Below are 24,635 nucleotides of genomic sequence, written 5' to 3' on the forward strand. Positions count from 1 at the left end.
ATGATTCTAGATTTTCATATTATAACAAGTCGTCTATGTGCTTACACATCACAAAAAAATATAATAAAAAAGCCCAGAAACCATGCATCCATTCATACTATGAGTGGAGCAAAGTCCCCGAGCTTAAAAGTTCGATGGATATAGTAAAATTATGTAAATAGACATTTTTTTACTATGTCATTGCCTCTCATAGTCAGTTTGTTTACGGCAAACTGGTAGAAACTTGCGAGCCTTATTCTCGCTATTATATGAGTGAATGCTATTAAGATTTTTGTAATAGAATGTTCCTATTATAGCACGGTGAATTCGGATTTCAATCCTCCAAATTAATGAAAGACTATTCAATCTATTAAGCGTCTTGAAAGCGCCAAAATAGAAGGAACTATGTGTAATTTAACTAGTTCCTTCTATGTAGTAATATATATTAATTTTTTTAAAAATTACAACTTATGATATAATAATGTTAACATTATTATATATATAAACCAATATAAGGAAGTATTCTTGTTAGAAATGGATAAATGCCCTCAATGTAAAGGCGAAGATATTAAAAAGGGTGTAATGCACGCAGCGGCCGTCACTCTTCAGATGGTTCCTGCAAACAAACCTAAAGGCAAGTCTTCACCGATATCAGCTGAATATTGTAATGATTGCGGTTATATTGCATCTCTTTATGTCGTTGAACCCAAGAATTTAGAATAACTCTTGCTATCTTTTTTAATACACTAAAGTGTAAATTCATCAAAAGTCTAATACATCTTCTAAAGCGAAGTTTAGACATGAGTAGAAAAACGAAAATCATCATTGGGTCGATCAGTTCACTTTTGATTTGTTTTATTTGTATTCCCGAACTCATTAATGGAACGTCAACATGGAGAACCACCTTACTTGCCGTAGCAGGATTCATTAGCTTTATAGCAAGTGTATACGAATTAATAAAATTTAAAAAACCTGTAAATGATCCACAATAAAAAAACATCTACGTAGCAAATCCGCTACGTAGATGTTTTTGATTAACGATGACTATCAAAATCACAATCTTCCAACTTGACGATTTTCGTTTTATGAACGATTTTATAACCGAACCAAATCACTAGGAAAATTGGTAATCCGATGTAAGATACAAGCATACCGTACCAGTCGATGTGATCTCCTGTAAATGCCGTATAGTTTTGACCAACAACGACAATTGCACAAAGTACAAACGCGAATATTGGACCGAATGGGAACCATTTTGCTTTATAAGGTAATTCTTTTAAATCGCGACCTTGTACAATATAGGCTTTACGGAATCGGTAATGACTCACTGCAATACCTAACCAAGCTACAAATCCACACATACCTGAAGCGTTTAATAACCAAATGTATACAACACCATCACCGAAGAATGATGCGATGAATGATACACAAGCAACTAAACAAGTTGCTACTAGTGCGGCCATAGGAATGCCACGCTTGTTTAACTTAGTAAACATTTTAGGTGCTTTACCATCTTTTGCAAGCTCCCAAAGCATACGTGAAGATGCATATAAGCCTGAGTTACCTGAAGATAAAATCGCTGTTAAAATAATCGCATTCATAACAGAAGCCGCAAACGCAATACCTGCATTTTCAAATACTAATGTGAACGGACTTACTGTAATATCACTGCTAGCTAAACGTGCATCAGTGAATGGAATTAATAAACCAATAGCTAAAATAGCTAAAATGTAGAATAACAAGATACGCCAGAAAACTTGACGAACGGCTTTCGGAATATTTTTAGCTGGATCATCTGTTTCACCAGCAGTAATTCCTAATAGTTCTGTCCCTTGGAATGAGAAACCCGCTGCTAGGAAAATACCGAACATTGCGAAGAAACCGCCATGGAATGGACCATCTTCAATAAAGAAGTTTTTAAAACCTACTGGATCTTGTCCACCCATTAAACCAAATACCATCAAGAAGCTGACGATGATAAAGACTACAATTGTGACAACTTTAATAAGAGCGAACCAATATTCACTTTCACCAAAGCTTTTAATCGATAGCACGTTCAAAGTGAAGATAATCACTAAAAATCCTGCTGTCCATATTAATGAAGATGTATCTGGGAACCAAAATCTCATAATTAATGATACAGCCGCAATTTCAGCCGCAATCGTAATTGCCCAGTTGTACCAGTAGTTCCAGCCAAGTGCGAAGCCTAGTGCTGGATCTACAAATTTAGAGGCGTACGTACTAAACGAACCCGATACAGGCATAAATGCCGCCATCTCACCTAAACTTGTCATTAAGAAAAATACCATAATACCAATTAAAGAATACGCTAGAAGCGCTCCCCCTGGACCAGCCTGATGGATGGCTCCACCACTTGCTAAGAACAACCCAGTACCGATTGTCCCACCAAGTGAAATCATCGTCACATGACGACTTTTTAATCCTCTATTAAGACCTTGCGTTTGACCGCCTTGGCCACTATTATTGCTACTCATGAAGACTCTCCTCTTTTCACATTTCATTGCAAGAAGGTTAAGTTGATGTCATAAAAAAATACCATCATAATGAATATGTGATGGTATCATAACATGCCCATCAACCTTGATTAAGATAGCTCAACACGCCGCTAAGACGTGACAGTTCTGTACCTTTCGGCAACAGCCCCAACATTTATAAGAAGAAGCTTATAAACGTTTCGGCGATATTTCCTTTCAAATAGAATCACTGACGCTTTTCGTCTAATCTATTTTACTTTTTAATAACGCGACCTCTACCTCATCGATAGGATGAGGCATTGCAATATATAATTTCAATACGTCCCCAATTATAATATAAGGTAGATACATATTCAAGATGTAAGTATTCACATTTATCGGTGCAATTCAAACTGAATTATTTGATAATTCTATTAAAATATAACTTTAGAATCCCTAGGCAATGACTGGATGTGCTTTAGATAACCAAGAACACGATTGCCTTCCTCATTACTATTAAATGACAGCATTTCAGCGACATCTGCAGCAGTGCTTTGGAATAAGTCACACATAGTAAATAGGGCTTGCCACGTGGATTCATAGCTAGCATTCCCGTATGTTGCTAGTAACTGTTCCCATACTCCTTCAGGTAATAGGCGTTCTAGGTCTTTGCCATTTTTGCCAACACTACGGGAGAAGTCCGTTTGCACCCCAACTTGCCAAGACAACATTTGAATAAGCATTTGACGCGTATTATATAAATGTTCTTGTGCATAGAGCATTTCTTTACGCCATAAACCTTTCGCAATATATGTAGAAACCCACCAAAATTCATTACAGCAATCATTAAAATGCGTTTCAATTGGGCGCTGTACCCAATAATCGATATCTGTTGGTGGCGGTAGTTGAGGAAGTGTCTGATCCTTATCTAACAAGATAGTTGTTAAGCTATCTTCTTTGTAGTAGGCCTCTTGTTCCTCAATCGGAATCAGCATTAAATCAATTCGATTTCCATCTGTTAACTGCATCAAATAAGTAAAACGTCCACCAAGTTCCGGTGGAAATAGCACCATATCCTCAGGTGTTTGCATAATGATTCTCTCTCCAAAAACATCTATCCAATGTGGCTCGCTAGTGAATGATTCAATATCCGTTACTATATAAACAATGTCAAAATCTTGGAAGGGATCATTCTTTACATTTAGATTTGTTCTTGAACCATTCATGCAAACTGCACGAATTCGCTCATCAGCTGTCGCTACATTTATGATTAAATCCATCATTTGCTCTGTTGTTCTCATTATTATTTCCTCCGTATTAGTAGCTTTATTTTTTATTTGGGCTCTCTCCTTATTATCTTTATCTATTTTCTTTGATATAATTAACCCTTGTAAAATATAGGTTATTATAGCTTTAAAAGTTCTCATTTTTATTAGGCGTGTTGATTACTAATTTTAACCATTACTATTAAAGTGGTAGGTTGATTTCCGCTACGGGATGCTCGCTTTCCGCGGGCAAGCACCCTCCGCTACAATCAACTAAAAAATGTAGTAACATACGTTAGTATTGAACATAAAAAACATTTTAACGGCAAATAACAACCTAATTCCCCTCTAATCAACACACTTGCATTTATATACATTAGGAGGCGTTTCAATTGGCAGCTAATCACAATAATAACAAGCTCAAATGGAATCGCAATGTTTGGTTACTTGTAATTGGGATTATTTTCATTTCTTCTACATTACGTTCACCTTTAACATCTGTCGGTCCTATCATCTCATATATTCGCGATGGCTTACATATTTCCAATGTATTGGCTGGGTTTATCACTACTATTCCCCTACTTGCCTTTGCAATTATTTCGCCAATTGCTCCGAAAATTTCAAGGCGGTTTGGCATTGAGCGCACATTATTATTCTCAACAGTACTACTCGCAGTTGGGATTGTCATTCGTTCATTAGGTACGACATTCTTACTTTTATTAGGTACGGCTCTAATCGGGATGGCTATTGCCTTTGGGAATGTTCTGTTACCAAGTTTGATTAAATTGAAATTTCCATTACAAGTTGGGATTTTGACAGGCATTTTCACAGTTTCCATGAACTTATCAGCGAGTTTAGCAGCTGGTATTAGTTATCCACTTGCTGGCAAAGGTTTTGGATGGCAAGGTGCACTTGGTATTTGGTTCATTTTAGCGATCATTGCCATTATTGTTTGGCTACCACAAATAAGAAAACCTAAATTAGAAGTGAAAACTGCCGCTCCTGCTAAGCAAGAGCATTTCTCAATATGGAAATCTCCTTTAACTTGGACGGTTACACTATCTATGGGCTTACAATCACTTATTTTCTATACAACCGCCGCATGGATTCCAGAAATGTTGCAATCACAAGGAATGAGTCCTAGTAAAGCTGGATGGATGTTCTCTTTCATGCAGTTCTCACAATTACCAGCAACGTTTATCATCCCGATAATTGCAGGCCGTAAAAAGGATCAACGACCATTTGTTGCTGTATACGGCGTTCTTTATTTAGTCGGCTTCGGTGGTATTTTAGCTGGATGGACTTCATTGACAGTATTATGGATGATTTTACTCGGTCTTGCAGGTGGTGCATCATTCGGTTTAGCTATGATGTTCTTTTCACTCCGAACGCGTACAGCTTATGAAGCGGCAGAACTATCGGGTACTGCTCAATCATTTGGTTATTTATTAGCAGCTATTGGACCTGTATTATTTGGCTTTATCCATGATGCTTCGGGTAGTTGGACAACCGCGAGCCTGTTGTTCCTCATCACAGCTATCTTATTAATTGCAACAGCTATGCATGCTGCAAAAGACAGCTATGTTTCACCAGAAAGATAAAGAAATCCCCGAGCTTAAGTTGGCTCGGGGATTTTTTGAATAGTAGTTTAGTTTACGCGCGTTCGGCTCGACTTTACGCTTAACTTCCGATGATTTACGCTCGTTCAACCTAACTTTACTATCATATTCTTTAGCAAAAATATTTAGTTATTTTTCAAAATGATAGCGACCATTTAATAATTCAAATGTATGTGTTTCTTTTGCACCTGAGAAATTCACTTGGAATGGGCGTTCTCCTCGTTCTTCTAATACTTGAGCAACAACACCTTTACCTCTAGGGCTAGCGAAGTATAAATCGCCGCCATTTAAAGACACCACTTGTACATTTGCATTCAATTCCTTATCTACATATGCTTCTGCCAATTCTAATCCTAAATACTGTGACCACTTTCTCGCTGTTTGTTCAGCATCATTTACCGCAAAAGTAACACCAGCAAAATCAATTTTTTCTGACTGATTGCCAATAACACCTTTCTCAACTTGCTCTTGTCTTCGTTCGTCGTCATTGTCATCCCATTGAATAATGAATGGCAACTGCAGCGAATCATTTTCTTCACCTGCATAGAGTAGTTGCCAGCTAATAATACTACCATCGGGGCGTTTTCTATATAAAGGAACCGGGCCACGTACTGATAAACCTTGCTCTTTTAATTTTTTTGCAACACCTTTAATATCTTTTGTTCGAACTGCAAAGCGTACAAAACCTTCGTTGAAATTATCATTTACAACAGTTTCAATGAGACTATGAGGTAAATGCTTTGTTTTAGCTACTAATGTTCTGTCGTATGTACCGAGATATTCAATATAACTTAGATCAAAGTAACTAAGTGCATTGTAAGTACCGCGTCCTTCATGAACTCCTCCTTCTACAGCGTGGATTCCTTGTTGTTTTAACGGCTCTACTACATCTTTCGGTTCTTCTACAAATTGTACTAAATGGTCAAATACAAATGCCATGTTAAAGTCCCCCTATTTAAATAAATAATGTGAAACGATTTTCACAAATGATTTTTCGATCGTTAATAAAGCTCTTTCATCAAAATCGAATTTTGGATGATGATGTGGGAATTGCGTGCGTTCATCATCATTGCGTGAACCTGCTTTAAAATAAGTGCCTGGCTTTTCATTTAAAAAATATGCAAAATCCTCTGCACCCATTGATGGTTCAATTTCAATAACGGACTCTGCACCAAATTCCGCTTCAAATAATTCCTTCACAAGCGCTGTTTCGACTGGATGATTGTATAGAGCTGGGTAGCCGTGTAAATAATCGATTTCGTAAGTAGCATGTGCTGATTCCGTTGTCCCTTTGACGATTGAGTAGATTTCTTCTTTCACCTTGTTACGAACGTCCTCTGTCATCGTGCGCACTGTTCCTTCAATCATCGCCGAATCTGCAATTATATTAAAGGCACTTCCTGCATGGAAGATACCAACTGTCACAACAGCTGGATCAAAGGGATTTAATCGGCGACTGACAATTTTCTGTAACGCACCAACAATTTCACTACCAATGACGATTGAATCTATTGATTGTTGTGGTTTCGCACCGTGCCCACCAAGCCCTTGAATTTTGATTGCAAATTTATCAACTGCTGCCATTTTAAAACCATCACCAACAGATACTTGCCCAACCGGTACACTTGAATCTAAATGTGCACCAAATATATAATCTACATCTTTCAATACGTCTTCAGCGATCATGAACTTTGCGCCACCAGGTGGTTTTTCCTCCGCATGTTGGAAGATAAAAACGATGCTACCATGAAGATGTTCACGGTAATTACTTAGCGTTTTTGCCGTAGCTAGTAATGCTGTCGTATGTCCATCATGACCACAAGCATGCATGACACCATCTTTTTGAGATTTATAAGCGACTTCCTTTAAATCGGTAATTGGTAAGGCATCAAAATCCGCTCTTAATGCAATTGTTGGGCCGGGTTGATCGCCTTTTAAAATGCCAATTAGGCCGTTTCCACCAATACCCTTTTTCACTTCTAAACCAAAATCCTCAAGCTTATCAGCAATAAATTCTGCGGTCTCATATTCTTCAAATGATAATTCTGGATGCTCATGCAAATACCTTCTCCATCCAACTATTTCTTCAAAATCCTGATCTATTTCTTCATAAATTGAAGTTAAAAGCTCTTTTTGCGTTACAGTGCTCATACAATATTCCTCCATTCCACTTATCCCTTTAATTCAAATTAGTTTACTATGAATTAGCGGTAAATTTTTTTAGACAACTTTTTTATCCTATGCTTTATGAATTAAAAGTATGATAAAAAAAAGCCGATTTCCATGCTGCACATGAAGAAATCGACTCTGTATATAAGCCTTTCCTCATCTACCAAGTTTTTTTATCAACTTGCTGGAATTAGCACCTTGCTATCAAATAGCGGTTGCTGAGATGTCTCCGGGCCAGTCCCTCCATCTCTCTTAATAAGAAAACCTATCAAATTAGTAGTGATTAAAATGTTTATGGAAATTATGTTACGTTAATCCAATTTAAATTGCAATATCTTTTTGAAAATTCTCCAAATTAGTAAGGAGCTTTTTGATAGAAATAGTTCGGCGTTTTACGTTCGTTATTATATGGCTTATGAAAAACATGCGTTGTAGCTGGTGATAATGGGGGAATAAGCCATGTCCAGTTCCCTGTTACATCACGCCCTGCAGTTTGTTCATTTGCCTCAAAGCGCTTAAATTGTTGTGCAGCAGTATGATGGTCGACAATGCTCACCTCATCTTCTTTATACGAATAAAGAACAGCTGTATTCAATTCGACTAATGCGCGATCTTTCCATAAAGACGAATTTGATGATGTATTTAAACCCATTTTCTCTGCAATGATAGGTAGCATATTATAACGATAGTCATCCGCTAAATTACGCGCACCAATTTCTGTTCCCATATACCAACCGTTAAAAGGAGCTGCTGCATACGTAATGCCACCTATTTCAAGTTTCATACTCGAGATCATAGGTACGGCATACCATTTCAACCCAAGCTCATCAAACCATTCAAATTCGGGATGGCGAATCGGTACTTCTAATATATACTCAGCTGGAATATCGAATATTTGCGGAGCTCTATCCTCTACTTGAATAACAAGTGGTAGCACATCAAAACGACCACCTTGCCCTTGCCAGCCAAGTTGCTCACATTTCTGCGTAAACGCCACTGAATCTGGATCACCTACAATACCATCTGCCGTTTCATAACCAGCATATCGGATTAATTGATGATTCCAAACTCGTACATCACGTTGAGAGAAAACTGTAATCGTTGGACGAATACGACCACCATTTGTCGCAAATTCAATATGTTCTAAAAGTGCATGGAAAATATCCTGCTCATCTCTTAGTTCACGCTGATCAAGTAATTGCATCGTTTGCCAAAATAAGCGACCAATACATTTATTACTGTTGCGCCAACCTACTTGCGCCCCAAATTGCAGTTCATCTATTGTATGTTCATAAAAACCGTGTTCTTCAATCCCGCGCTCTACTTCTGCTAAACGGCTCATTAGCTCCTCTTCAGGTCGCTCCGTTTCCACATAGTACATCTTTAAAAAATCAACTGCCTCATTCAACATCGGCATAGTTCCTCCTGTCAACACTCGACTTCCCTACCTACCATAATAGAAGAAACGTTTTCCAACAAACAAGGTAAAAAACTTGAAATTTGTGGTGATTTTGTGGCTTTTGTCGATATTGTTATGAAATGAGCAATTTTGTATTTCCTTTTTCACATATAACACCAAAACAATATCTGCCGAAAATCCAACTTTAAGTTTAAATTAAAATAAAGCACTTTCTAGTGGATGTTGGTTATAAAAACATACCCAATTTCATACAAAAAGAAAAAAACCACTTTACAGAAGATACTCCTTTTCTCAGTAAGTATGCGCAATTTATTTTTTTAATAACAATTTATCATACAATGGCATAATTATTACGACCGCTATTTTTCACTTTATATAATGCTTTATCAGCATATTTGATCACTGTTTCTACATCAGACTCGCTAAAACAAGGTAACGTACAGGCGCCGATCTGACGGTCACAATATTAGGTACCGGTAACATTAAAACAGCTGCCTCTAAATCAAAAAATGACTTGTGAGACAGCCCCTCTTAATGAGAAAAACATTCATTATATAAATCTACAATTTCTCTAGGTATTTTAACGCCTAATTCATCTACGAGATTATTCGTAATTGTTCCGTAAAGCGCTTTTATCTTTTGCGTATTATTTGATTGTTGATAATGTTTCATCAGCTGATGCATAATCGTTTCATTATACATATCTAAAATCAGCATTTTTTCTAGACACTTTTCCACTAATGCGTTTTGACCTACCTTATTTTCTGAAATCGTTATAAACTTTTCGAGAAATAGAAGAACGGCCTGTTTTACCCATTGTTGGTATTGAATCGACCATGGGTAAACGTCCCCTTCTAAATAATCTCCACTATAAAGTTCGAGTGCTCTTTCTACCTTTAAAGGATGCGTGTCCTTTGTTTGTACTATTTCTTTTAGTTCAAGAACATCACTTGTGAGGGGGACGGACAATTTATAATGATCGTTTACTAATGTAATAGAATTTTCCACACCAATATCTTTTAAAGCTTTTCTCAATTGGTAAACAGTTGTATGTAATAACGTCACAGCTTTTGTAGCTTCCATTTCTGGCCATAATGCCTCAACGACATTCGCCTTATGAATCAGATTTTCTCTATTGTGCCATAAGAAAATGAATAATTCCTTTACTTTTCTTGTACGCCATTTCACTTCTTTTTGTTGATAATCTAGTAGCGTAAAGTTACTCATAAAGCGAGCATATAAAACTTGTTGTGTTTGCTCAAAAGGGCCATTTCTAGATTTATATAAAGCAATTCTTTCTTCAACTTTATTAACTGCCTTTGTTAATCGTGTCATACTTACGGGTTTTAATAAATAATCAGTCGCATTCACTTCAAATGCCTCTAATGCAAATTGGGGATGTGCCGTTACAAAAAGTACCTCTACACCGTTATACCTTTCCATTACTTTCTCAGCAAATTCAATTCCATGTATCTCAGGCATCTCCATATCGAGAAAAACAACATCCACTTGTACTTTAAGTAGTTCTTGCAAAGCAAGAAGCGGATTTGTATATTTTCCAACAATTTCTATTCCTTCTATTTTACTAATCATAATCTCTAGTACTTCTAAAGCAATTTCTTCATCATCGATTAATAAAACTCTCATCAATTTCACCCCCTGTTATCATTATTGTAATTTTTTTCCCTTCTTTTTCTTCGTTTTCTAATAAAAATGATGCTTTTTTAATAAATTCCAGCTTTTCATATTGGATTTGAAAAACCTATTTGTGTACTCCGTTCATTCATTTAATTGTTTAGTAATACTTAATCCTCGATAACCAATAGGTCTCCAATCATAATGATGTTGAAATTTTCAATTATCTGAAAATATTTTGTATAAGTTTAACTTTATTGTAAACCGACAAACAATTCCTTGCCTATTCATAGATGACTTTTTCCTGAACATTTTGATTAGAACTATATATACTTCATTTACCTATTCGCAAGGTGAATCTCTAACACAAGCAAATGTTTTGGAGTACGGCCTACTTTGCTAAAACTATATTTTCAATTAGTATCATATATTGTTATAAGATGATAATAATAATAACTATAATTTGCGATTATACACATAATAACGTCTTTAATGAGAAGAATCTAAAACAGGAATTCCCATTCAATAAAATCCTCTCAGTAAATAAATGCTCAAATAGTTTAAATACTCTTCTAAATAAATATTTACATAATTAGCAATATCCCAATAGTCTTTATATTTTATGATCTAAATGCGTTTAGCACTCACTTTTTTGAATTTGGTATAAGGAATAAGATTTTTCAACAGTTACTAAAATCACTTTTTACAGACCACTTTCAATAAAGTTTACTTTAAGATATAAATTACTTAAAAAGAATAATTATAATTTACTTTCAATTCATCTAGTAATCTGTTATATTGATTTATGAAGAGTTCAAACCCATTTTCAAATAGGAGGCACAATACAATGACAAATGCTAACAACAAAAAGTTAACAACTGCTGCTGGTGCGCCAGTCGTAAGTAATACAAACTCAATGTCTGCAGGTAAACGTGGACCCCTTTTACTGCAGGATGTATGGTTGCTCGAAAAATTAGCTAACTTTAACCGTGAAGTTATTCCAGAACGTCGTATGCATGCTAAAGGTTCAGGTGCATTTGGTACTTTCACTGTAACTCACGATATTACTCAATATACAAAAGCAAGAATTTTCTCTGAAAAAGGTAAAAAAACAGATATGTTCGCACGCTTCTCAACTGTAGCTGGTGAACGTGGTGCTGCTGATGCTGAACGTGATATTCGCGGTTTCGCATTAAAGTTCTACACTGAAGAAGGTAACTGGGATTTAGTCGGTAACAACACACCTGTATTCTTCTTCCGTGATGCAATGCATTTCCCTGATCTAAACCACGCTGTTAAACGTGATCCACGTACTAACATGCGCTCAGCTAATAACAACTGGGACTTCTGGACAAACTTACCTGAAGCATTACACCAAGTAACTTATGTTATGGGTGACCGGGGTATTCCAACTGACTACCGTCATATGCACGGATTCGGTTCTCACACATACTCAATGATTAACGCTACTAACCAACGTGTATATGTGAAATTCCACTTCACTTCAAAGCAAGGTATAAAAAACTTTACTGACCAACAGGCTGCCGATGTAGTAGCAAACGACCGTGAATCTTCACAACGTGATCTTTACGAAGCAATCGAAAAAGGCGAATTCCCTAAATGGTCAGTGTCTATCCAAGTTATGACGGATGAACAAGCAGAGAGCCTACGCTACAATCCATTCGACTTAACCAAAGTTTGGTATAAATCTGATTTCCCGCTTATTCCAGTTGGTGAATTTGAGTTAAACCGTAACCCAGCTAACTACTTTGCAGAAGTAGAACAAGCTTCATTTGCACCATCGAACGTTGTACCTGGTATTAGCTTCTCACCAGACCGTATGTTACAAGCTCGTTTATTCTCTTATGCAGACGCTGCACGTTACCGCTTAGGTGTTAACAACACATTAATTCCTGTTAACGCACCAAAATGTCCAGTACACAACTTCCACCGTGACGGCGCTATGCGTACAGATGGCAATTTAGGTAGCACAATGCACTACGAACCAAACAGCTACGGTCAATGGCAAGAACAACCATCATACAAAGACCCTGCATTAGCAATTGATGGTCCAGTTGATATTTATGACTTCCGCGAAGATGATGATAATTACTTCGAACAACCAGGTAAATTGTTCAACATCATGAGCCCAGAAGAGAAGCAACGTTTATTCGAAAACACTGCTCGTAACATGGATGGTGTTGAGTTCTTCATTAAAGAACGTCACATCATCCACTGCTACAAAGCAGATACTGCTTATGGTACAGGTGTTGCCAAAGCAATGGGTATCGACATTAACGACATCAATGTCAATAAAGAAATCCAATACCGTTAATATAACGAAGCCTCGATTAGCTATTCATGCTAATCGAGGCTTTTTTACTTTCTGACCACTTATCCACAATTCACCTAATTATTTTGAATTTTCTATCAAAAATACGTAAATAAACTGTTTTCTATCCACATACTAACAAAATAAGTGTATAACTCTGTGTATGGTGTGGATAGTATTTTTCTTATATCAAATAGTTATCCACAAAAAAAAGCATCTCTCTAAGCAGAAAAGATGCTTTTCTCTATATTATAATAAATTTCTACCTTACATTTCTCCGCATTCGCTAAACATATAAAATCTTCGATACATAAATAACAATCGTCACTGTAATACAGCTTACAATTGTCGTCACTAAAACAGTTTGAGCAGCTATTTCAGACACAACATAATATTCTAAAGCTAAAGTTGAACTATTGCGAGATATCAAAAATGAGCTTGCAATTAATAGCGCTAGGCCACGACACTTTCAAAACTCATTAGCATCAAGCTACCACCAAACGCAAAAAACATCCGCCTTTTCTAAGTGGATGCCTAATACTTATTCATCTTTCCTATCAAGTATACTAATTAGTTTTCTAATATAATGCGTGCAAATTCCTCAGTAGCTGCTTCCCTATCCATCGTACTAAACCAACGATATGCTTCGTCATCTAAAACGCGATAATGGTTGCTCAAAATATTTTTCTGTAGACGATATCCCTTATCCTCTTGTACCGTACGCCACCATACGTGACCGCCCATTGTTTTTTCTTTTGGACGTGCAATGACATCATGTGCTGTTAGCTCCACTACTTCCATTGGATCGCCGCCCATTGCATTTTGCAAAATAGAACTTTCTCGGAACAACGCACAAAGCGCAACCGCTGTTGTCCAACCACATTGCATTCGCTGTTTTTCAATTTGCACGAGCGTTTTTTTCGAAATACCAAGTACTTCGGCCATTTTATCCTGTGTATAACCATTCTCTGTTCGTACTAACTTCAATTTATCAGTAGAGATACTAATGATTTGTTCTCTATCCATTTTCATCACCCTCGTTCGTTTCTATTAGTGTAATTTTACATCACAAAAATAGAAAAGTGAAATTTCAACTGAAAATATAAAGGAAAAATCCTATTATTAAAAGACTGGAGTTTCATCTGTCATTACTACACGATTTCTACCTTGTTCTTTTGCTTCATATAAGTATTGGTCCGCTTTTTCAATTATAGAAGTTTGCTTAGTTGCCATTAATGGATATTCTGCAATACCGGCTGAAATGGTGATGTTTTTCCCTGTTGGACTAATTGTTTTTTCTATATCTGAACGTAATTTCTCTGCTATATTATATGCCTCAACTGCTGATGTATCAGGGAGCAGGATGATGAATTCTTCTCCTCCATAGCGGCAGCATATATCATTTACCCGAGTATTATTTTTCATCTTCAATGCTAGAAACTTTAAAACTTCGTCGCCAACACCATGACCATATGAATCGTTCACTAATTTGAAACGATCAATATCTAGCAAAATAACAGCATAAGGTGTTTTCTCTTGTGTCCACTTCTGCATACGTTCATCCAGTGTACGACGGTTTGTGAGGCCTGTTAATGGATCGGTTGTAGATTGGTCCATAAAGAAGCTTACTTGTCCATGTAAGAAAGATAAGCTTTGTATTAATGCCTTTTTCAGCTGGATGACTTCATAATACCAGCCTGGCACTTGTGCAAGATTCTTTTCCTCATTCGTTTTCATACTACTTTCTGTTAACGCTGCTAGCTGTTGAAGTGGTCTCGCAATTTTTAGCGAAGCCCATAGAATAATAGCTAAAGAAATAATTAGTAATGGTAGTGAAACGTAAAGCATTTGCTTCACCATATTCTTTGCAGGCATTAAAGCCATTCGAGTTGGACGCTGAGCTACTACACCCCAATCAGCAATAGATATATATGAATAACCTGCAAGCATATCATCACCTTCTGAATTCGTTAGGCGGCTTGCACCGCTACTCAGCTTTGTAATTATTTCGTGTACAACCATATTTTCAGGCGCCAAGTCATTAATACATGACTTATCCTGATGATAGATAATGCGTCCATCGCCATCTATAACATAAACGTAAGATCCGTCCTTGTAAAAATGCTCACCGAGTACTTCGTTTAATATATTTTTCTCTTTCAAATAAATGGTCCCACCTACAAGTCCTAAATAACTACCATCCTTCGCGAAAACTGGCACTGAGATGAAGATCAGTAGACGATTTGTAATTCCCTCATACGGCTTGGAGATCATTGGCTTCTTTTGTAAAATTGCTTCTTTCATTGCTTCAGATGTCAGTTTTTTGCCTTTCAAATCTAGTGATTGAGGTGACGTTGCTAGTACCTTCCCCTTTGCATCCACAATCAATACAGAGTTAAAAGTATTTGTCTGATTTTTCATCCGATCTGCTTCATGTAAAAGTTTTCCTTCATCATCTATAAAGGTTGCAACTTCTTCGGAACTAATACTAAGTGTTTGTAATGTCTCTTCTATATAATCATTTGCGGTCATTGCTAATTTTTCCGCATATACACGATTTGTCTCTAGTGTATTTTCCTGCAAGGATTGCGTATTCGTACGATAACTACTCCATAAGCTACTGGCAATCGTTAATATGAATGCCAAAACGGCTACACTAGTGATCAAATGATGTAATTTTAGATTAAATTTTTTCATATGCCCTACCTATTTCTCTAAAATAAATCTTTATTTTATGTAATAAGTAAAATATTAACATAGCATTCTTATAATAAGTATATTGTTTTATAGTCTTCTATGCTATTTTGTTCATATTTCCCGAAAAATAAAAAATCGTAATTAAGCCATTCAGCCTAAAAACGATTTATCCAAATTAATAAATTATTGACTACAACATGTTTAATATCTCTATTATACAACTTTTCCATTATTTCCAATCTCTTTATCTTCAGAACGGTTAAAAATAGAATCTGCATCATCAAAACGTTTTACAGTATCATCAAAATCGTCATCGACTTCATCTATTTTAATACCTAAAAACCTCAACAGCTTGTCCAACATACGATCAACCCCTTATCTTTTCGTACTGACATCTTTGAAATCCCTATCCTTGTTTCGATAATTTTTTTAACATTCAAACAATATTATACATTAAAATCGACAAAATTTCCAATGAAGCGCCTGCTAAAACTCGATTACTTGCTTTAAAATTATTAATATATCAGGCGTGTTGATTAACCAATTTTAATCATAACTATTAAAGTGGTAGGTTGATTTCCGCTACGGGATGCTCGCTTTCCGCGGGCAAGCACCCTCCGCTACAATCAGCTAAAACATGTAATAATATACGTTAGTATTGAACATAAAAAAAACTATTTTAGCAGTAAATAACAACCTAATATTCCCCTAATCAACACACCTTTTAATATATATATGTATAAATTCAACAAGGGTATTTCCCCTTTAAATCTTCCTTTCTTATTGTTATCTTATGCTCTAAATAATATTCGAAGGTTAAAATTAAGCCTAGCCATTATCGTAAATCAAAGGTCATATTAGTATCACTTATCTTTTGCTCAGCGATTCCATAACAGATTAGTTCTTTAATTGAGCGAATCCACTCTTCCTGGGCAAATCCTAGACGATTTGGCGTTGAAATACTCCGAAGCATAAATACGAGTATTAAATCTCTTGGCATTTTTTTATTCAGAAAACGCTCTTTCTTGCCTTGTTCAATCAACTTTTGCAATACGTCATACATATTTACTGTAATTTGCTTCAGTGATGTCTTTTTTTGCATAACTATTTCAGAAGCATTCTCCTGAATATAATATGTCATCTCAAAAATTTGATGTAAATCCTTATATTGATAGATTTTTGTAAGTAATTCATCCAACTGCACTTGAAAAGTTGCTTGTTGATCAATCGACTGCAAATCATCATACACTTCCTGCATAGTTGAATTCATATAATCCAAAATAAGTTCTTCTTTATTCATATAATATTTATAAATTGCTGCCCTTGAAACGTCCAATGCCCTTGCCAATAAGCTAAATGTAAAGCCTTCATATCCATACTTCATTAAAAGTAACTGAGTAGTATTAAATATTTCATCAGTTGAAAACTTTCTCTCTCTCGGCATTTTATTCACCTCAATTTGTAAAGTATTGGCCTATCATAAGCCCTTATATACTACATTATACCATTCGTTACCAATAATAACGTTGGCATAGTGACTATTATGCGAATAGAATAAAACCTCAATTTCCATTATTCAAAGCCCCTTCTTAGGATATGAATATTCAATCAAGCAGCGTTTTTCAACATATCCTATCAAAGTTCTGGATTTGATGTAGATCAATATTAAATTCAATGGAATTTTTTCTTAAAAAATATAGGCTCTTATTTGCATTGGGGTTTAGAAATGGTATACGATTTCTTAAAAGGCATATGTTTTTGGCATGCCCATGCTTTAAAAAAAGGAGAGATTGTTTATGTTCGTAGTAACTAACCGTATTAAAACAAAAAAAGGCTTTGCTGAAAAAATGGCTCCTAACTTTACACGTCCAGGTGCACTCCAATCATTTAACGGCTTTATCAAAGTGGAAGTAGCGGTATGCAAAGAGTTTGAAGAATACGATGAAATGAGCGTTAATATGTACTGGGAAACACTTGATGGCTTCAAAGAATGGCGAGAAAGTGATGCATTTAAAGCATCTCACAAACGCCCTGAAGCAAAACCAGGCGAGGCTCCAAAAGAATCTCCAATGCTTGGTAGTCAAATCGTTATTGCTGAGATCGTTTCACGCATTGAAGCTTCACAGGCTTAATATTCCTCTATATAGAAAAGGCTCTAGCTGTAGTTAAACTTCAACAGCTAGAGCCTTTTGTTATTTTTAAAAACTAATCTATTTTAATGCTCCGTAGCCAACGATACGTGGTTCCCAGTAGCTTCCTTTTTCAACACTTTGGTATTGTACGCTAGTTCCCGCTGCGTGTAATACTTTATTGTTTCCTGCATATAAGCCAACATGTGTAATCGTGCTACCTCCAGGTGATGCAGTAAAGAAGATTAAATCGCCTACTTGTGGGCTATTTACCTCTTTAGTAACGGCACGTTGAGAACGGCTATTATGTGGCAGTGTTCCATAACCCGCTTTTTTATAAGCATAGGCTGTGAAACCAGAGCAGTCAAAACCTGACGGAGACATGCCACCCCATACATAAGGTACGCCTAGATATTGACTACCAGCGCTGATAATTTTATTGCGACTAGCTAAGTTTGAATTAGAAACGGTTGTTGTTTTTTTATATTTTTTTAAGTAAGAACTAGATACCCAACCTGTTTTACCACTGTATTTAACTTTGTACCATGTTGTTCCGCTTACTTTCTTTTTATATGTAGCTGTTACGACAGCTCCTTTTTTCAAAGTTGTAACTTTTTTACTGCTTGTAGAAGCTCCTGTTCTCATATTTAATATTGCTGTTGTCTTGTATTTACCACTAATTTTTGTTGCCTTTACAGCAGTAGCTGATGATTTTTTATATGTTTTTAAGTATGTGCCTGTTACCCAGCCTGTTTTGCCATTGTATTTAACTTTGTACCACGTTGTTCCGCTTACTTTCTTTTTATATGTTGTTGTTACGACAGCTCCCTTTTTCAGCGTCATAATTTTCTTATGGCTTGTAGATGCTCCCGTTCTCATATTTAATGCATCTGTTGTCTTATATTTGCCTGTAGTTTTTACTGCTTTTGAACTTGCTACCATTGTAATTTTCTTCGCAGAGTCCTGTACGACGGTCGTTGCATTTGTTTGTATTTGTTCTTGAGGTTGATTATTTAATAGTGTTCCTAGTCCAAGTGCAAGCGTTAATGCACTTGCTGTTATGGCTTTAAATACTGTTTTATTGTTCATATTAATAATGTTCCTCCGATTTTCTTTTTATTATTAATGATATTTTTTTGATATCTTTTAATGTTTAGTTACGTTTTTTATTAATTCCACCATTAATTCTATTGAATAATCATCGGAGAAACAACAGCATTTCATTTACAATGCCATTACACTTCATTACAAATAATGCAAATCGAATTTGAATTATCAAATTTTTAATAAAAAAGAAATATAAATGTATTAATTTCCCATTAATTTTAAGCTGGGATACAAAAAAACTCCCTTCGCTGTAAAAGCTAAGGGAGTTTACGTATATAGTGAAAAAACTAGTTATGTTTCTTCTTGATAAATATCTAGATTAATAGGTGTCATAGCCATCGGAATTTAAAATTCTTTAATAAATTCAATATTTTGGTAAAAATCTTCTGCATCACCCTCATAATCAAAGTAGAAATCATCATACTGCAGATGTTGGAGTTCGGCAGCTGGGTTAAAAGTAAATTCGCAATAGCTGTTCCATTTCATCATTATCTTCCGTTGAGAATTGTCTAACAAAATCTAAGTAAAACAAAGTTCTCCCTGTAAAATCGTATGTACCACATTGAAATAGTAAAGCAATTTCTTCTTCACCATCTACCGGTTTCCTACTGATTTAAATCGCTTCATAGAAAAAGGCGCAATATCTAAATCTGTAGACCCTTTTGTGATAAGGTCACAGAGTACTTCACCAACAGCGCTAGCAAATTTAAAGCCGTGCCCTGAGAAACCGGCTGCAATGGCGATGTTCTTGTGATTTGGATGGACATCTATGATGAAATCCTCATCTGGCGTCATTGTATACATACATGTTTTACCGAATTTCAACTCATGCTCACGTGGCATAAATTCATCTAAGAAACCTGTCAGATCTTCTGCATCTCCTGCGATTTCGCCGAATGGAAGATTGCTCTCATCGGGATTAACAGTATCCCCACCATCATGACGACCAACTTTTAATCCCGCTCCGTCAATACTTGGGAAGCCATAGTAGATGCTTTCCTCTAGCTCAAATGCAAAGGCCGGGAAGTCATGTTGATTGTAGTATTTTTCATCTACATCATACCAAGCAAATGTTTTACGAATTGGATTCAGAGGAAGTTCTAGATCGAGTTGGGTTAATAACTCCCCCGCCCATGCACCCGCAGAAATGATTGCTGCATTCGCAGTAAATGTTGCACCGTCTACAGTTTCAATTGTAACTTTTTGAGGCTGTACATCGACTTTGGTGACGCGACTATTTGTACGAATGATTGCTCCTGCACTGCTTGCTAATTCTCTATATCCTTCTACACATGCTTCTACTCTTAATACGCCTGAAGTGGGCTCGAAACAACCGACAAAATTTGCTGGTAACTGCATACCCGGCCATTTTTCGTTTACTTCAGTTGCCGTCATCACTTCTAATGGTAGATCAAATTTCTCTGCACTCGCGATTACATTTTTAATAAAAGGAATATTTTCATCCCCAACATTCATAACACCTGTTTGGAGAAAAATTTCCTTACCCGTTTGCTGCGCAAGATCTTGCCATAAATCGCGCGCGCGTAAAGCAAATGGTACATATTCTGCTCCTTCACCGTATGCATAACGAATAATGCGTGTCTCACCATGGTGACTTCCTTGATCATGTGGCGGATTGAACGCGTCTAATAGAAGTGTTTTCTTGCCACTCTTTGCAAGGAAATAGCCCGCAGCCATCCCCATTGAACCTGCTCCAACAACAATCACATCATAATGCATTTTTATTGCCTCCTTGATACTCATTTTTATTATTTTACTATGAATTTCAGAATTTTAATGGTGGAATATTTTGATTGTTGCTGAAATGGAGGGATTTGTTGCTGAAATGAGCTTGTTTGTTGCTCAAAATGCATTGATTGTTGCGTAACTCCTTCCATTTGTTATTTATCTGAATTTTCACGTCCTAAAATGATCTTATTAAATAGAATTTCACTTTTTAAGTTGGCATGTACTTTTTAGTTTGGCACACTAACAAACCACCAGCCTCCTAAGCTGGTGGTTTATTAGTTGTCCTTATGTTTAAATTCATAAATTGCTGCGAAGTATGTCGACGGTGATACTTTATTGCCGTTTTCATCTTCATTTAGTAAATAAGCGATATTAGTAGCTAGCCATTTTTTGAATACTGGATTTTGAGATGCTTTACTAACCCAATCGAGATCGTCTTCTAAATTAAAATTTTTCAATTCTCGTTTGACTTCTGCAATACGGCGCATTTGATTGTCTTGATTTGCAACCCATTGCAAGAAGCCGCGGACGGATGTCGTGTGCGGTGATAAATCTACACATTCTTGACATAACAAAAATAAATTATCCACGTCTATCGGACCGCCTAATCTTGTCGTCTTTATCGGAAAGAGTTGTAGTGGTTCAACGTCGGTCCATAATTTCTCTAATGTTATGGGTGCCTTGTTTGTAATGTTATATTTTTGACCCCACTGCTTGCCACAAGCCCAGCAGCACGGTTCACCTAAATTATTAATATGATTTTCTAACCACGGTCTCCAAAAGGCGAAAACCTCCCCTTTAGTCGGTTCGCTCATTTGAAATCCCTCCCTCCATTTAAATAACAGTCTGGCTATTTATGCTGTATAATTATTTTACCAAAAAATAGATATTTTATTATTGAATTTATTATGGCAATACGATGGCTTTTTGATGAAATTTTTGGTTAGCTTCGCAATTCATGGCGAAAAATGCGATAATGAGGAAAACGAATAGTAAGGATGACATGATGAAGAAAATGATAACACTAAGAGTGGACCAAAGCTTTCTCGGGGATTTAAAGAGAGGCTATCCATTAATTTTAAAAGATGCCGTAGTAAATACAGATATGCTGAGTGAAGAGGGCGAATTAATCCGCCTTGTGGACCGTGCAAATCGCTATGTAGCAACAGGCTATTATGGAATTCAAAATAAAGGAATTGGATGGGTGCTTACAACGAAAGAGCATGAGCAAATTGATGATGCATTTTTCAAAACTAAATTGAAAACAGCTTTAGATCATCGCACTGACTTTTTCGAGGATAGCCAAACAACTGCATTCCGTGTATTTAACGGTGAAGGTGATGGCATTGGCGGTCTCTCAATTGATTATTTTAACGGTTACTATATGGTGAGCTGGTATAGCGAAGGCATGTATAGCTTCAAAAAATACGTTTATGATGCGCTTGCTGAATTGGTTGAATTCAAAGCTATCTATGAAAAGAAACGCTTTGATACGAAAGGCCAATATATCGAGCAAGATGATTTTGTCATGGGCGAGCCTGGCGATTTCCCAATTATCGTGAAAGAAAATGGTATGAACTTTGCAGTGAATTTGAATGATGGTGCTATGACTGGAATTTTCCTTGACCAACGTGATGCGCGTCGTACAATTCGTGAATATTATTCAGAAGATGTGAATATGCTGAACACATTCTCTTACACTGGCGCGTTTTCAGTAGCTGCTGCACTTGGTGGCGCGAAGGAAACAACGAGTGTTGACCTTGCAAAACGTAGCTTAGCGAAAACGATTGAACAATTCAGTGTCAATGGAATCGACTATGAAGCGCAAAATATTAAAGTAATGGATGTTTTTGATTACTTCAAATATGCAGCTCGTCATGCCATGAAATTTGATCTAGTTGTTCTTGACCCGCCTAGCTTTGCACGCTCAAAAAAAATGACGTTCAGTACTGCAAAAGACTATCCGAAATTGCTAATGGACGCAATTGCTATTACAGAAAAGAATGGTATTATTGTCGCTTCAACAAACAATGCAAGCTTCAGTATGAAAAAATTCAAAACATTTATTGATAAAGCGTTTAAAGATTTAGACACTCGCTACAAAATCGTTGAACAGTCTTCATTACCAAAGGATTTCCGCACAAACCGCGACTTCCCAGAATTCAACTATTTAAAAGTTGTGTTCATTAAAAAATTGAATAAATAATAACAAAAAATGCATCTAGAAATGGATGCGTTTTTTTATTTCTATCATTTCTAAGAGATTTAGCTTTATGCATATAAATAAAAAAGAGCCAACTCTCGGCTCTTTTACTGTTCCGCTGTATAAGTGAAGCGTTCAATTTTAAATTCATGCTGATTGTGTTGCTCACTTGTTGAGGCTGTAATCGAGAAGGCGTAATAAGGGGCATCCTCACGCACTTCATTCTCAAAAGAGTGCTGCCATATGTACATGCCATATTTTACGGTCATCGTTTTAGTATTAGCGTCATACATAATCGTGAAATCCTTAAATTCACCGCCAACTTGATCACTTAGATTTGTCATTATTCCGGGATTTAAACAGTCGATTGTCTCGCAGCTAGTTATTTTAATAGTAGCAAATTCGATATTTTGATTTGTACCCCGTACCATTGCCGCCCAGCCTTGATGATCTGTTGTGACAAACGCTCCGAACGGACTATTTCCATAGATAGCTTTATTAAAACTTTTATCTGTTGGATCCGCTTCCCATCCCAGCATTCTGCTTGAACTCGCTTTTGTACCATTTCTGAATGTATCAATTTTGAAACCGATCGCATTTTTCAAACCGCCGATACCTAGATTTGCACCACCTTGCCCTATTGCATGTGACCCTCCTTGATGAAAAGCAAATCCAATGCCATCCGCCCCGCCACCTTTTTCGGATTTTCCACCTATATTGACAGCGCCTGTTAGCTGAAAATCTTTTGTAAAATCAATCTTATCATTCAACGTAATTGCTCCATCTTTATTTTTCTCATCCGGTGTTAGTAAAATAATACCATCCTTATATTTTGTCTGTGTTGCTTCACTATTTCTGACTTTAAAGTATTCTAAAAAATTGGCAGATATCACCGTAGTTGCTTTAGCTGCAAGTACCGTTTGTGCCCCTGCTAGTTTAAAGCCTATAAGTATGGCGAAAAGTAAAAATAGACTCGATGCAATTATGCATACTCTTTTCATCATTGTAATCACCTCTCTTTCTTATGAAAATAACGCCAACATACTCTTACTAAAATCATTCCCCTTTGTTAACTATTTAAAAATCTAATTTTTCGGACAATGTATTTTACCGAATAAATTAACATTTTTTTATCAAAATAGATTATTAATAATAAAAATATGATAAATATATAAATCTTCATTCCTTTTAATCTACGCTTTGAAGCCTTTAAATATACAATGGATTTTGACAGCACATATTTAAACAATAAAAAAAGAGCCGCAATAGCGACCCTTTTCCTCATTTTCACTTCACTTTAAACTGTTTAATAACTGCCATCATTTTATCCGCATTGTCAGCCAAATATTGGCTAATATTGCTTAACTCATTAACAATTTGGACTTGTTGATCTGATGCACTTGCGACTCTTGTAGCACGGTTTGCATTGTTTACTACGATGTCATTCATCTGCTCAGTAGAAGCAAGAATCTCCTCTGAACTTGCAGACATTTGTTCTACGACAGCAGAATCTTCTTGAATTTCTTCATTCACATGCCGTACGGATTGTAAAATAGCTTTTAAATTTGTGCCAATTGAGCTGACCGCTAGGCTTCCTTCTTTCACTTCAAGTGAACTTTCATTCATCTCTTTTACTACACTTTCTGCAGTACTACTAAAGTTTTGTAGATGTTCACGAATATCTTCTGCAGAATTGCGAGACATTTCAGCAAGTTTGCGTACTTCATCCGCTACAACTGCAAAACCTTTACCCGATTCACCAGCTCTTGCAGCTTCAATTGCAGCATTTAAAGCTAGTAAATTTGTTTGATCCGCAATACTTGTAATTACTTCAACCATTTCTTCAATCGAACGGAA

Annotated in this window: 22 protein-coding genes and 3 riboswitches; of the genes, 5 read left to right on the forward strand and 17 right to left on the reverse strand. The window is 36.3% G+C overall.

Annotated features, from left to right (window positions below):
• Positions 1-170: 170 nt before the first annotated feature.
• Positions 171-272: riboswitch (purine riboswitch) on the reverse strand.
• Positions 273-504: 232 nt separating this feature from the next.
• Positions 505-702, forward strand: coding sequence for an acetyltransferase (locus JFL43_RS13430; protein ID WP_100795071.1), 198 nt, complete (start codon positions 505-507; stop codon positions 700-702).
• Between the two features lie 311 nt (positions 703-1,013).
• Here the strand turns inward: JFL43_RS13430 and JFL43_RS13435 are convergent, their stop codons facing one another.
• Together JFL43_RS13435 and JFL43_RS13440 are read right to left on the reverse strand one after the other, a co-directional pair.
• Complete coding sequence (locus tag JFL43_RS13435; RefSeq protein ID WP_100795072.1) at positions 1,014-2,474, reverse strand: amino acid permease; 1,461 nt, start codon at positions 2,472-2,474, stop codon at positions 1,014-1,016.
• 108 nt (positions 2,475-2,582) lie between these two features.
• Positions 2,583-2,760: riboswitch (Lysine riboswitch) on the reverse strand.
• A 127-nt stretch (positions 2,761-2,887) separates the two neighbouring features.
• On the reverse strand, positions 2,888-3,754 hold the full coding sequence (locus JFL43_RS13440) for an aminoglycoside 6-adenylyltransferase (RefSeq protein ID WP_200749433.1): 867 nt from the start codon (positions 3,752-3,754) through the stop codon (positions 2,888-2,890).
• A 356-nt stretch (positions 3,755-4,110) separates the two neighbouring features.
• Between JFL43_RS13440 and JFL43_RS13445 the strand changes: the two genes are divergently transcribed.
• Positions 4,111-5,319 carry a CynX/NimT family MFS transporter gene (locus JFL43_RS13445; RefSeq protein ID WP_200749434.1) on the forward strand — a complete coding sequence of 403 codons (1,209 nt, stop codon included), beginning with the start codon at positions 4,111-4,113 and terminating at the stop codon, positions 5,317-5,319.
• A 147-nt stretch (positions 5,320-5,466) separates the two neighbouring features.
• On the opposite strand, the gene JFL43_RS13450 is transcribed toward JFL43_RS13445, so the two are convergent.
• The 5 genes from JFL43_RS13450 to JFL43_RS13470 all read right to left on the reverse strand — a co-directional run bounded on the left by JFL43_RS13450 (position 5,467) and on the right by JFL43_RS13470 (position 10,573).
• Positions 5,467-6,276, reverse strand: a complete 810-nt coding sequence (locus JFL43_RS13450) for a VOC family protein (RefSeq protein WP_200749435.1) — start codon at positions 6,274-6,276, stop codon at positions 5,467-5,469.
• Between the two features lie 12 nt (positions 6,277-6,288).
• Positions 6,289-7,488, reverse strand: coding sequence for a M20 metallopeptidase family protein (locus JFL43_RS13455; RefSeq protein WP_200749436.1), 1,200 nt, complete (start codon positions 7,486-7,488; stop codon positions 6,289-6,291).
• 171 nt (positions 7,489-7,659) lie between these two features.
• Positions 7,660-7,768, reverse strand: a riboswitch (SAM riboswitch).
• Between the two features lie 93 nt (positions 7,769-7,861).
• On the reverse strand, positions 7,862-8,917 hold the full coding sequence (locus JFL43_RS13460) for a nitric oxide synthase oxygenase (protein ID WP_200749447.1): 1,056 nt from the start codon (positions 8,915-8,917) through the stop codon (positions 7,862-7,864).
• 340 nt (positions 8,918-9,257) lie between these two features.
• On the reverse strand, positions 9,258-9,377 hold the full coding sequence (locus JFL43_RS23525; RefSeq protein WP_157813076.1) for a diguanylate cyclase domain-containing protein: 120 nt from the start codon (positions 9,375-9,377) through the stop codon (positions 9,258-9,260).
• Between the two features lie 80 nt (positions 9,378-9,457).
• Positions 9,458-10,573 (reverse strand): response regulator, encoded by a 1,116-nt coding sequence (locus JFL43_RS13470; protein ID WP_200749437.1) that lies wholly within the window; start codon positions 10,571-10,573, stop codon positions 9,458-9,460.
• A gap of 835 nt (positions 10,574-11,408) precedes the next feature.
• Between JFL43_RS13470 and JFL43_RS13475 the strand changes: the two genes are divergently transcribed.
• Positions 11,409-12,896, forward strand: a complete 1,488-nt coding sequence (locus JFL43_RS13475) for a catalase (RefSeq protein WP_100795079.1) — start codon at positions 11,409-11,411, stop codon at positions 12,894-12,896.
• A 567-nt stretch (positions 12,897-13,463) separates the two neighbouring features.
• Here JFL43_RS13475 and JFL43_RS13480 read toward each other — a convergent pair.
• The 4 genes from JFL43_RS13480 to JFL43_RS13495 all read right to left on the reverse strand — a co-directional run bounded on the left by JFL43_RS13480 (position 13,464) and on the right by JFL43_RS13495 (position 17,034).
• Positions 13,464-13,919, reverse strand: coding sequence for a helix-turn-helix transcriptional regulator (locus tag JFL43_RS13480; RefSeq protein WP_200749438.1), 456 nt, complete (start codon positions 13,917-13,919; stop codon positions 13,464-13,466).
• 96 nt (positions 13,920-14,015) lie between these two features.
• Positions 14,016-15,590, reverse strand: coding sequence for a sensor domain-containing diguanylate cyclase (locus JFL43_RS13485; protein ID WP_200749439.1), 1,575 nt, complete (start codon positions 15,588-15,590; stop codon positions 14,016-14,018).
• Between the two features lie 213 nt (positions 15,591-15,803).
• The gene (locus tag JFL43_RS13490) at positions 15,804-15,953 is read right to left on the reverse strand and encodes a hypothetical protein (protein ID WP_200749440.1); all 150 of its coding nucleotides are present in this window, start codon (positions 15,951-15,953) and stop codon (positions 15,804-15,806) included.
• A gap of 472 nt (positions 15,954-16,425) precedes the next feature.
• A complete protein-coding gene (locus JFL43_RS13495) occupies positions 16,426-17,034 on the reverse strand; it encodes a TetR/AcrR family transcriptional regulator (RefSeq protein WP_200749441.1) in 609 nt (202 codons plus the stop codon).
• 352 nt (positions 17,035-17,386) lie between these two features.
• Here JFL43_RS13495 and JFL43_RS13500 point away from each other — a divergent pair, with 352 nt between their 5' ends.
• Complete coding sequence (locus tag JFL43_RS13500; protein ID WP_200749442.1) at positions 17,387-17,722, forward strand: heme oxygenase; 336 nt, start codon at positions 17,387-17,389, stop codon at positions 17,720-17,722.
• A gap of 78 nt (positions 17,723-17,800) precedes the next feature.
• Here the strand turns inward: JFL43_RS13500 and JFL43_RS13505 are convergent, their stop codons facing one another.
• The 4 genes from JFL43_RS13505 to JFL43_RS13520 form a co-directional block, all read right to left on the reverse strand.
• Positions 17,801-18,808 carry a C40 family peptidase gene (locus JFL43_RS13505; protein WP_200749443.1) on the reverse strand — a complete coding sequence of 336 codons (1,008 nt, stop codon included), beginning with the start codon at positions 18,806-18,808 and terminating at the stop codon, positions 17,801-17,803.
• A gap of 363 nt (positions 18,809-19,171) precedes the next feature.
• Positions 19,172-19,315: a hypothetical protein gene (locus tag JFL43_RS13510; protein ID WP_200749444.1), complete on the reverse strand. Its 144-nt coding sequence runs from the start codon at positions 19,313-19,315 to the stop codon at positions 19,172-19,174.
• A 105-nt stretch (positions 19,316-19,420) separates the two neighbouring features.
• Positions 19,421-20,566: an N-methyl-L-tryptophan oxidase gene (gene solA / locus JFL43_RS13515; RefSeq protein ID WP_200749445.1), complete on the reverse strand. Its 1,146-nt coding sequence runs from the start codon at positions 20,564-20,566 to the stop codon at positions 19,421-19,423.
• A gap of 284 nt (positions 20,567-20,850) precedes the next feature.
• Positions 20,851-21,390, reverse strand: coding sequence for a hypothetical protein (locus tag JFL43_RS13520; protein WP_100795087.1), 540 nt, complete (start codon positions 21,388-21,390; stop codon positions 20,851-20,853).
• A 191-nt stretch (positions 21,391-21,581) separates the two neighbouring features.
• Here JFL43_RS13520 and JFL43_RS13525 point away from each other — a divergent pair, with 191 nt between their 5' ends.
• Positions 21,582-22,781, forward strand: a complete 1,200-nt coding sequence (locus tag JFL43_RS13525) for a class I SAM-dependent rRNA methyltransferase (protein ID WP_200749448.1) — start codon at positions 21,582-21,584, stop codon at positions 22,779-22,781.
• Positions 22,782-22,885: 104 nt separating this feature from the next.
• On the opposite strand, the gene JFL43_RS13530 is transcribed toward JFL43_RS13525, so the two are convergent.
• Both JFL43_RS13530 and JFL43_RS13535 read right to left on the reverse strand, forming a co-directional pair.
• The gene (locus tag JFL43_RS13530; RefSeq protein ID WP_200749446.1) at positions 22,886-23,782 is read right to left on the reverse strand and encodes a lectin-like domain-containing protein; all 897 of its coding nucleotides are present in this window, start codon (positions 23,780-23,782) and stop codon (positions 22,886-22,888) included.
• A gap of 283 nt (positions 23,783-24,065) precedes the next feature.
• Positions 24,066-24,635 (reverse strand): methyl-accepting chemotaxis protein (locus JFL43_RS13535; protein WP_234447777.1); only part of this gene is annotated, 570 nt, incomplete at its 5' end.

This window comes from Viridibacillus soli (assembly GCF_016612995.1).
Classification (GTDB): Bacteria; Bacillota; Bacilli; order Bacillales_A; family Planococcaceae; genus Viridibacillus; species Viridibacillus soli.

Coding starts and splice junctions, on each gene's coding strand:
- JFL43_RS13435 (WP_100795072.1), bottom strand. CDS start 2,474: ATGAGTAGCAATAATAGTGGCCAAGGCGGTCAAACGCAAGGTCTTAAT.
- JFL43_RS13440 (WP_200749433.1), bottom strand. CDS start 3,754: ATGAGAACAACAGAGCAAATGATGGATTTAATCATAAATGTAGCGACA.
- JFL43_RS13450 (WP_200749435.1), bottom strand. CDS start 6,276: ATGGCATTTGTATTTGACCATTTAGTACAATTTGTAGAAGAACCGAAA.
- JFL43_RS13455 (WP_200749436.1), bottom strand. CDS start 7,488: ATGAGCACTGTAACGCAAAAAGAGCTTTTAACTTCAATTTATGAAGAA.
- JFL43_RS13460 (WP_200749447.1), bottom strand. CDS start 8,917: ATGTTGAATGAGGCAGTTGATTTTTTAAAGATGTACTATGTGGAAACG.
- JFL43_RS13470 (WP_200749437.1), bottom strand. CDS start 10,573: ATGAGAGTTTTATTAATCGATGATGAAGAAATTGCTTTAGAAGTACTA.
- JFL43_RS13475 (WP_100795079.1), top strand. CDS start 11,409: ATGACAAATGCTAACAACAAAAAGTTAACAACTGCTGCTGGTGCGCCA.
- JFL43_RS13480 (WP_200749438.1), bottom strand. CDS start 13,919: ATGGATAGAGAACAAATCATTAGTATCTCTACTGATAAATTGAAGTTA.
- JFL43_RS13485 (WP_200749439.1), bottom strand. CDS start 15,590: ATGAAAAAATTTAATCTAAAATTACATCATTTGATCACTAGTGTAGCC.
- JFL43_RS13490 (WP_200749440.1), bottom strand. CDS start 15,953: ATGTTGGACAAGCTGTTGAGGTTTTTAGGTATTAAAATAGATGAAGTC.
- JFL43_RS13495 (WP_200749441.1), bottom strand. CDS start 17,034: ATGCCGAGAGAGAGAAAGTTTTCAACTGATGAAATATTTAATACTACT.
- JFL43_RS13500 (WP_200749442.1), top strand. CDS start 17,387: ATGTTCGTAGTAACTAACCGTATTAAAACAAAAAAAGGCTTTGCTGAA.
- JFL43_RS13505 (WP_200749443.1), bottom strand. CDS start 18,808: ATGAACAATAAAACAGTATTTAAAGCCATAACAGCAAGTGCATTAACG.
- JFL43_RS13510 (WP_200749444.1), bottom strand. CDS start 19,315: ATGATGAAATGGAACAGCTATTGCGAATTTACTTTTAACCCAGCTGCC.
- solA (WP_200749445.1), bottom strand. CDS start 20,566: ATGCATTATGATGTGATTGTTGTTGGAGCAGGTTCAATGGGGATGGCT.
- JFL43_RS13520 (WP_100795087.1), bottom strand. CDS start 21,390: ATGAGCGAACCGACTAAAGGGGAGGTTTTCGCCTTTTGGAGACCGTGG.
- JFL43_RS13525 (WP_200749448.1), top strand. CDS start 21,582: ATGAAGAAAATGATAACACTAAGAGTGGACCAAAGCTTTCTCGGGGAT.
- JFL43_RS13530 (WP_200749446.1), bottom strand. CDS start 23,782: ATGATGAAAAGAGTATGCATAATTGCATCGAGTCTATTTTTACTTTTC.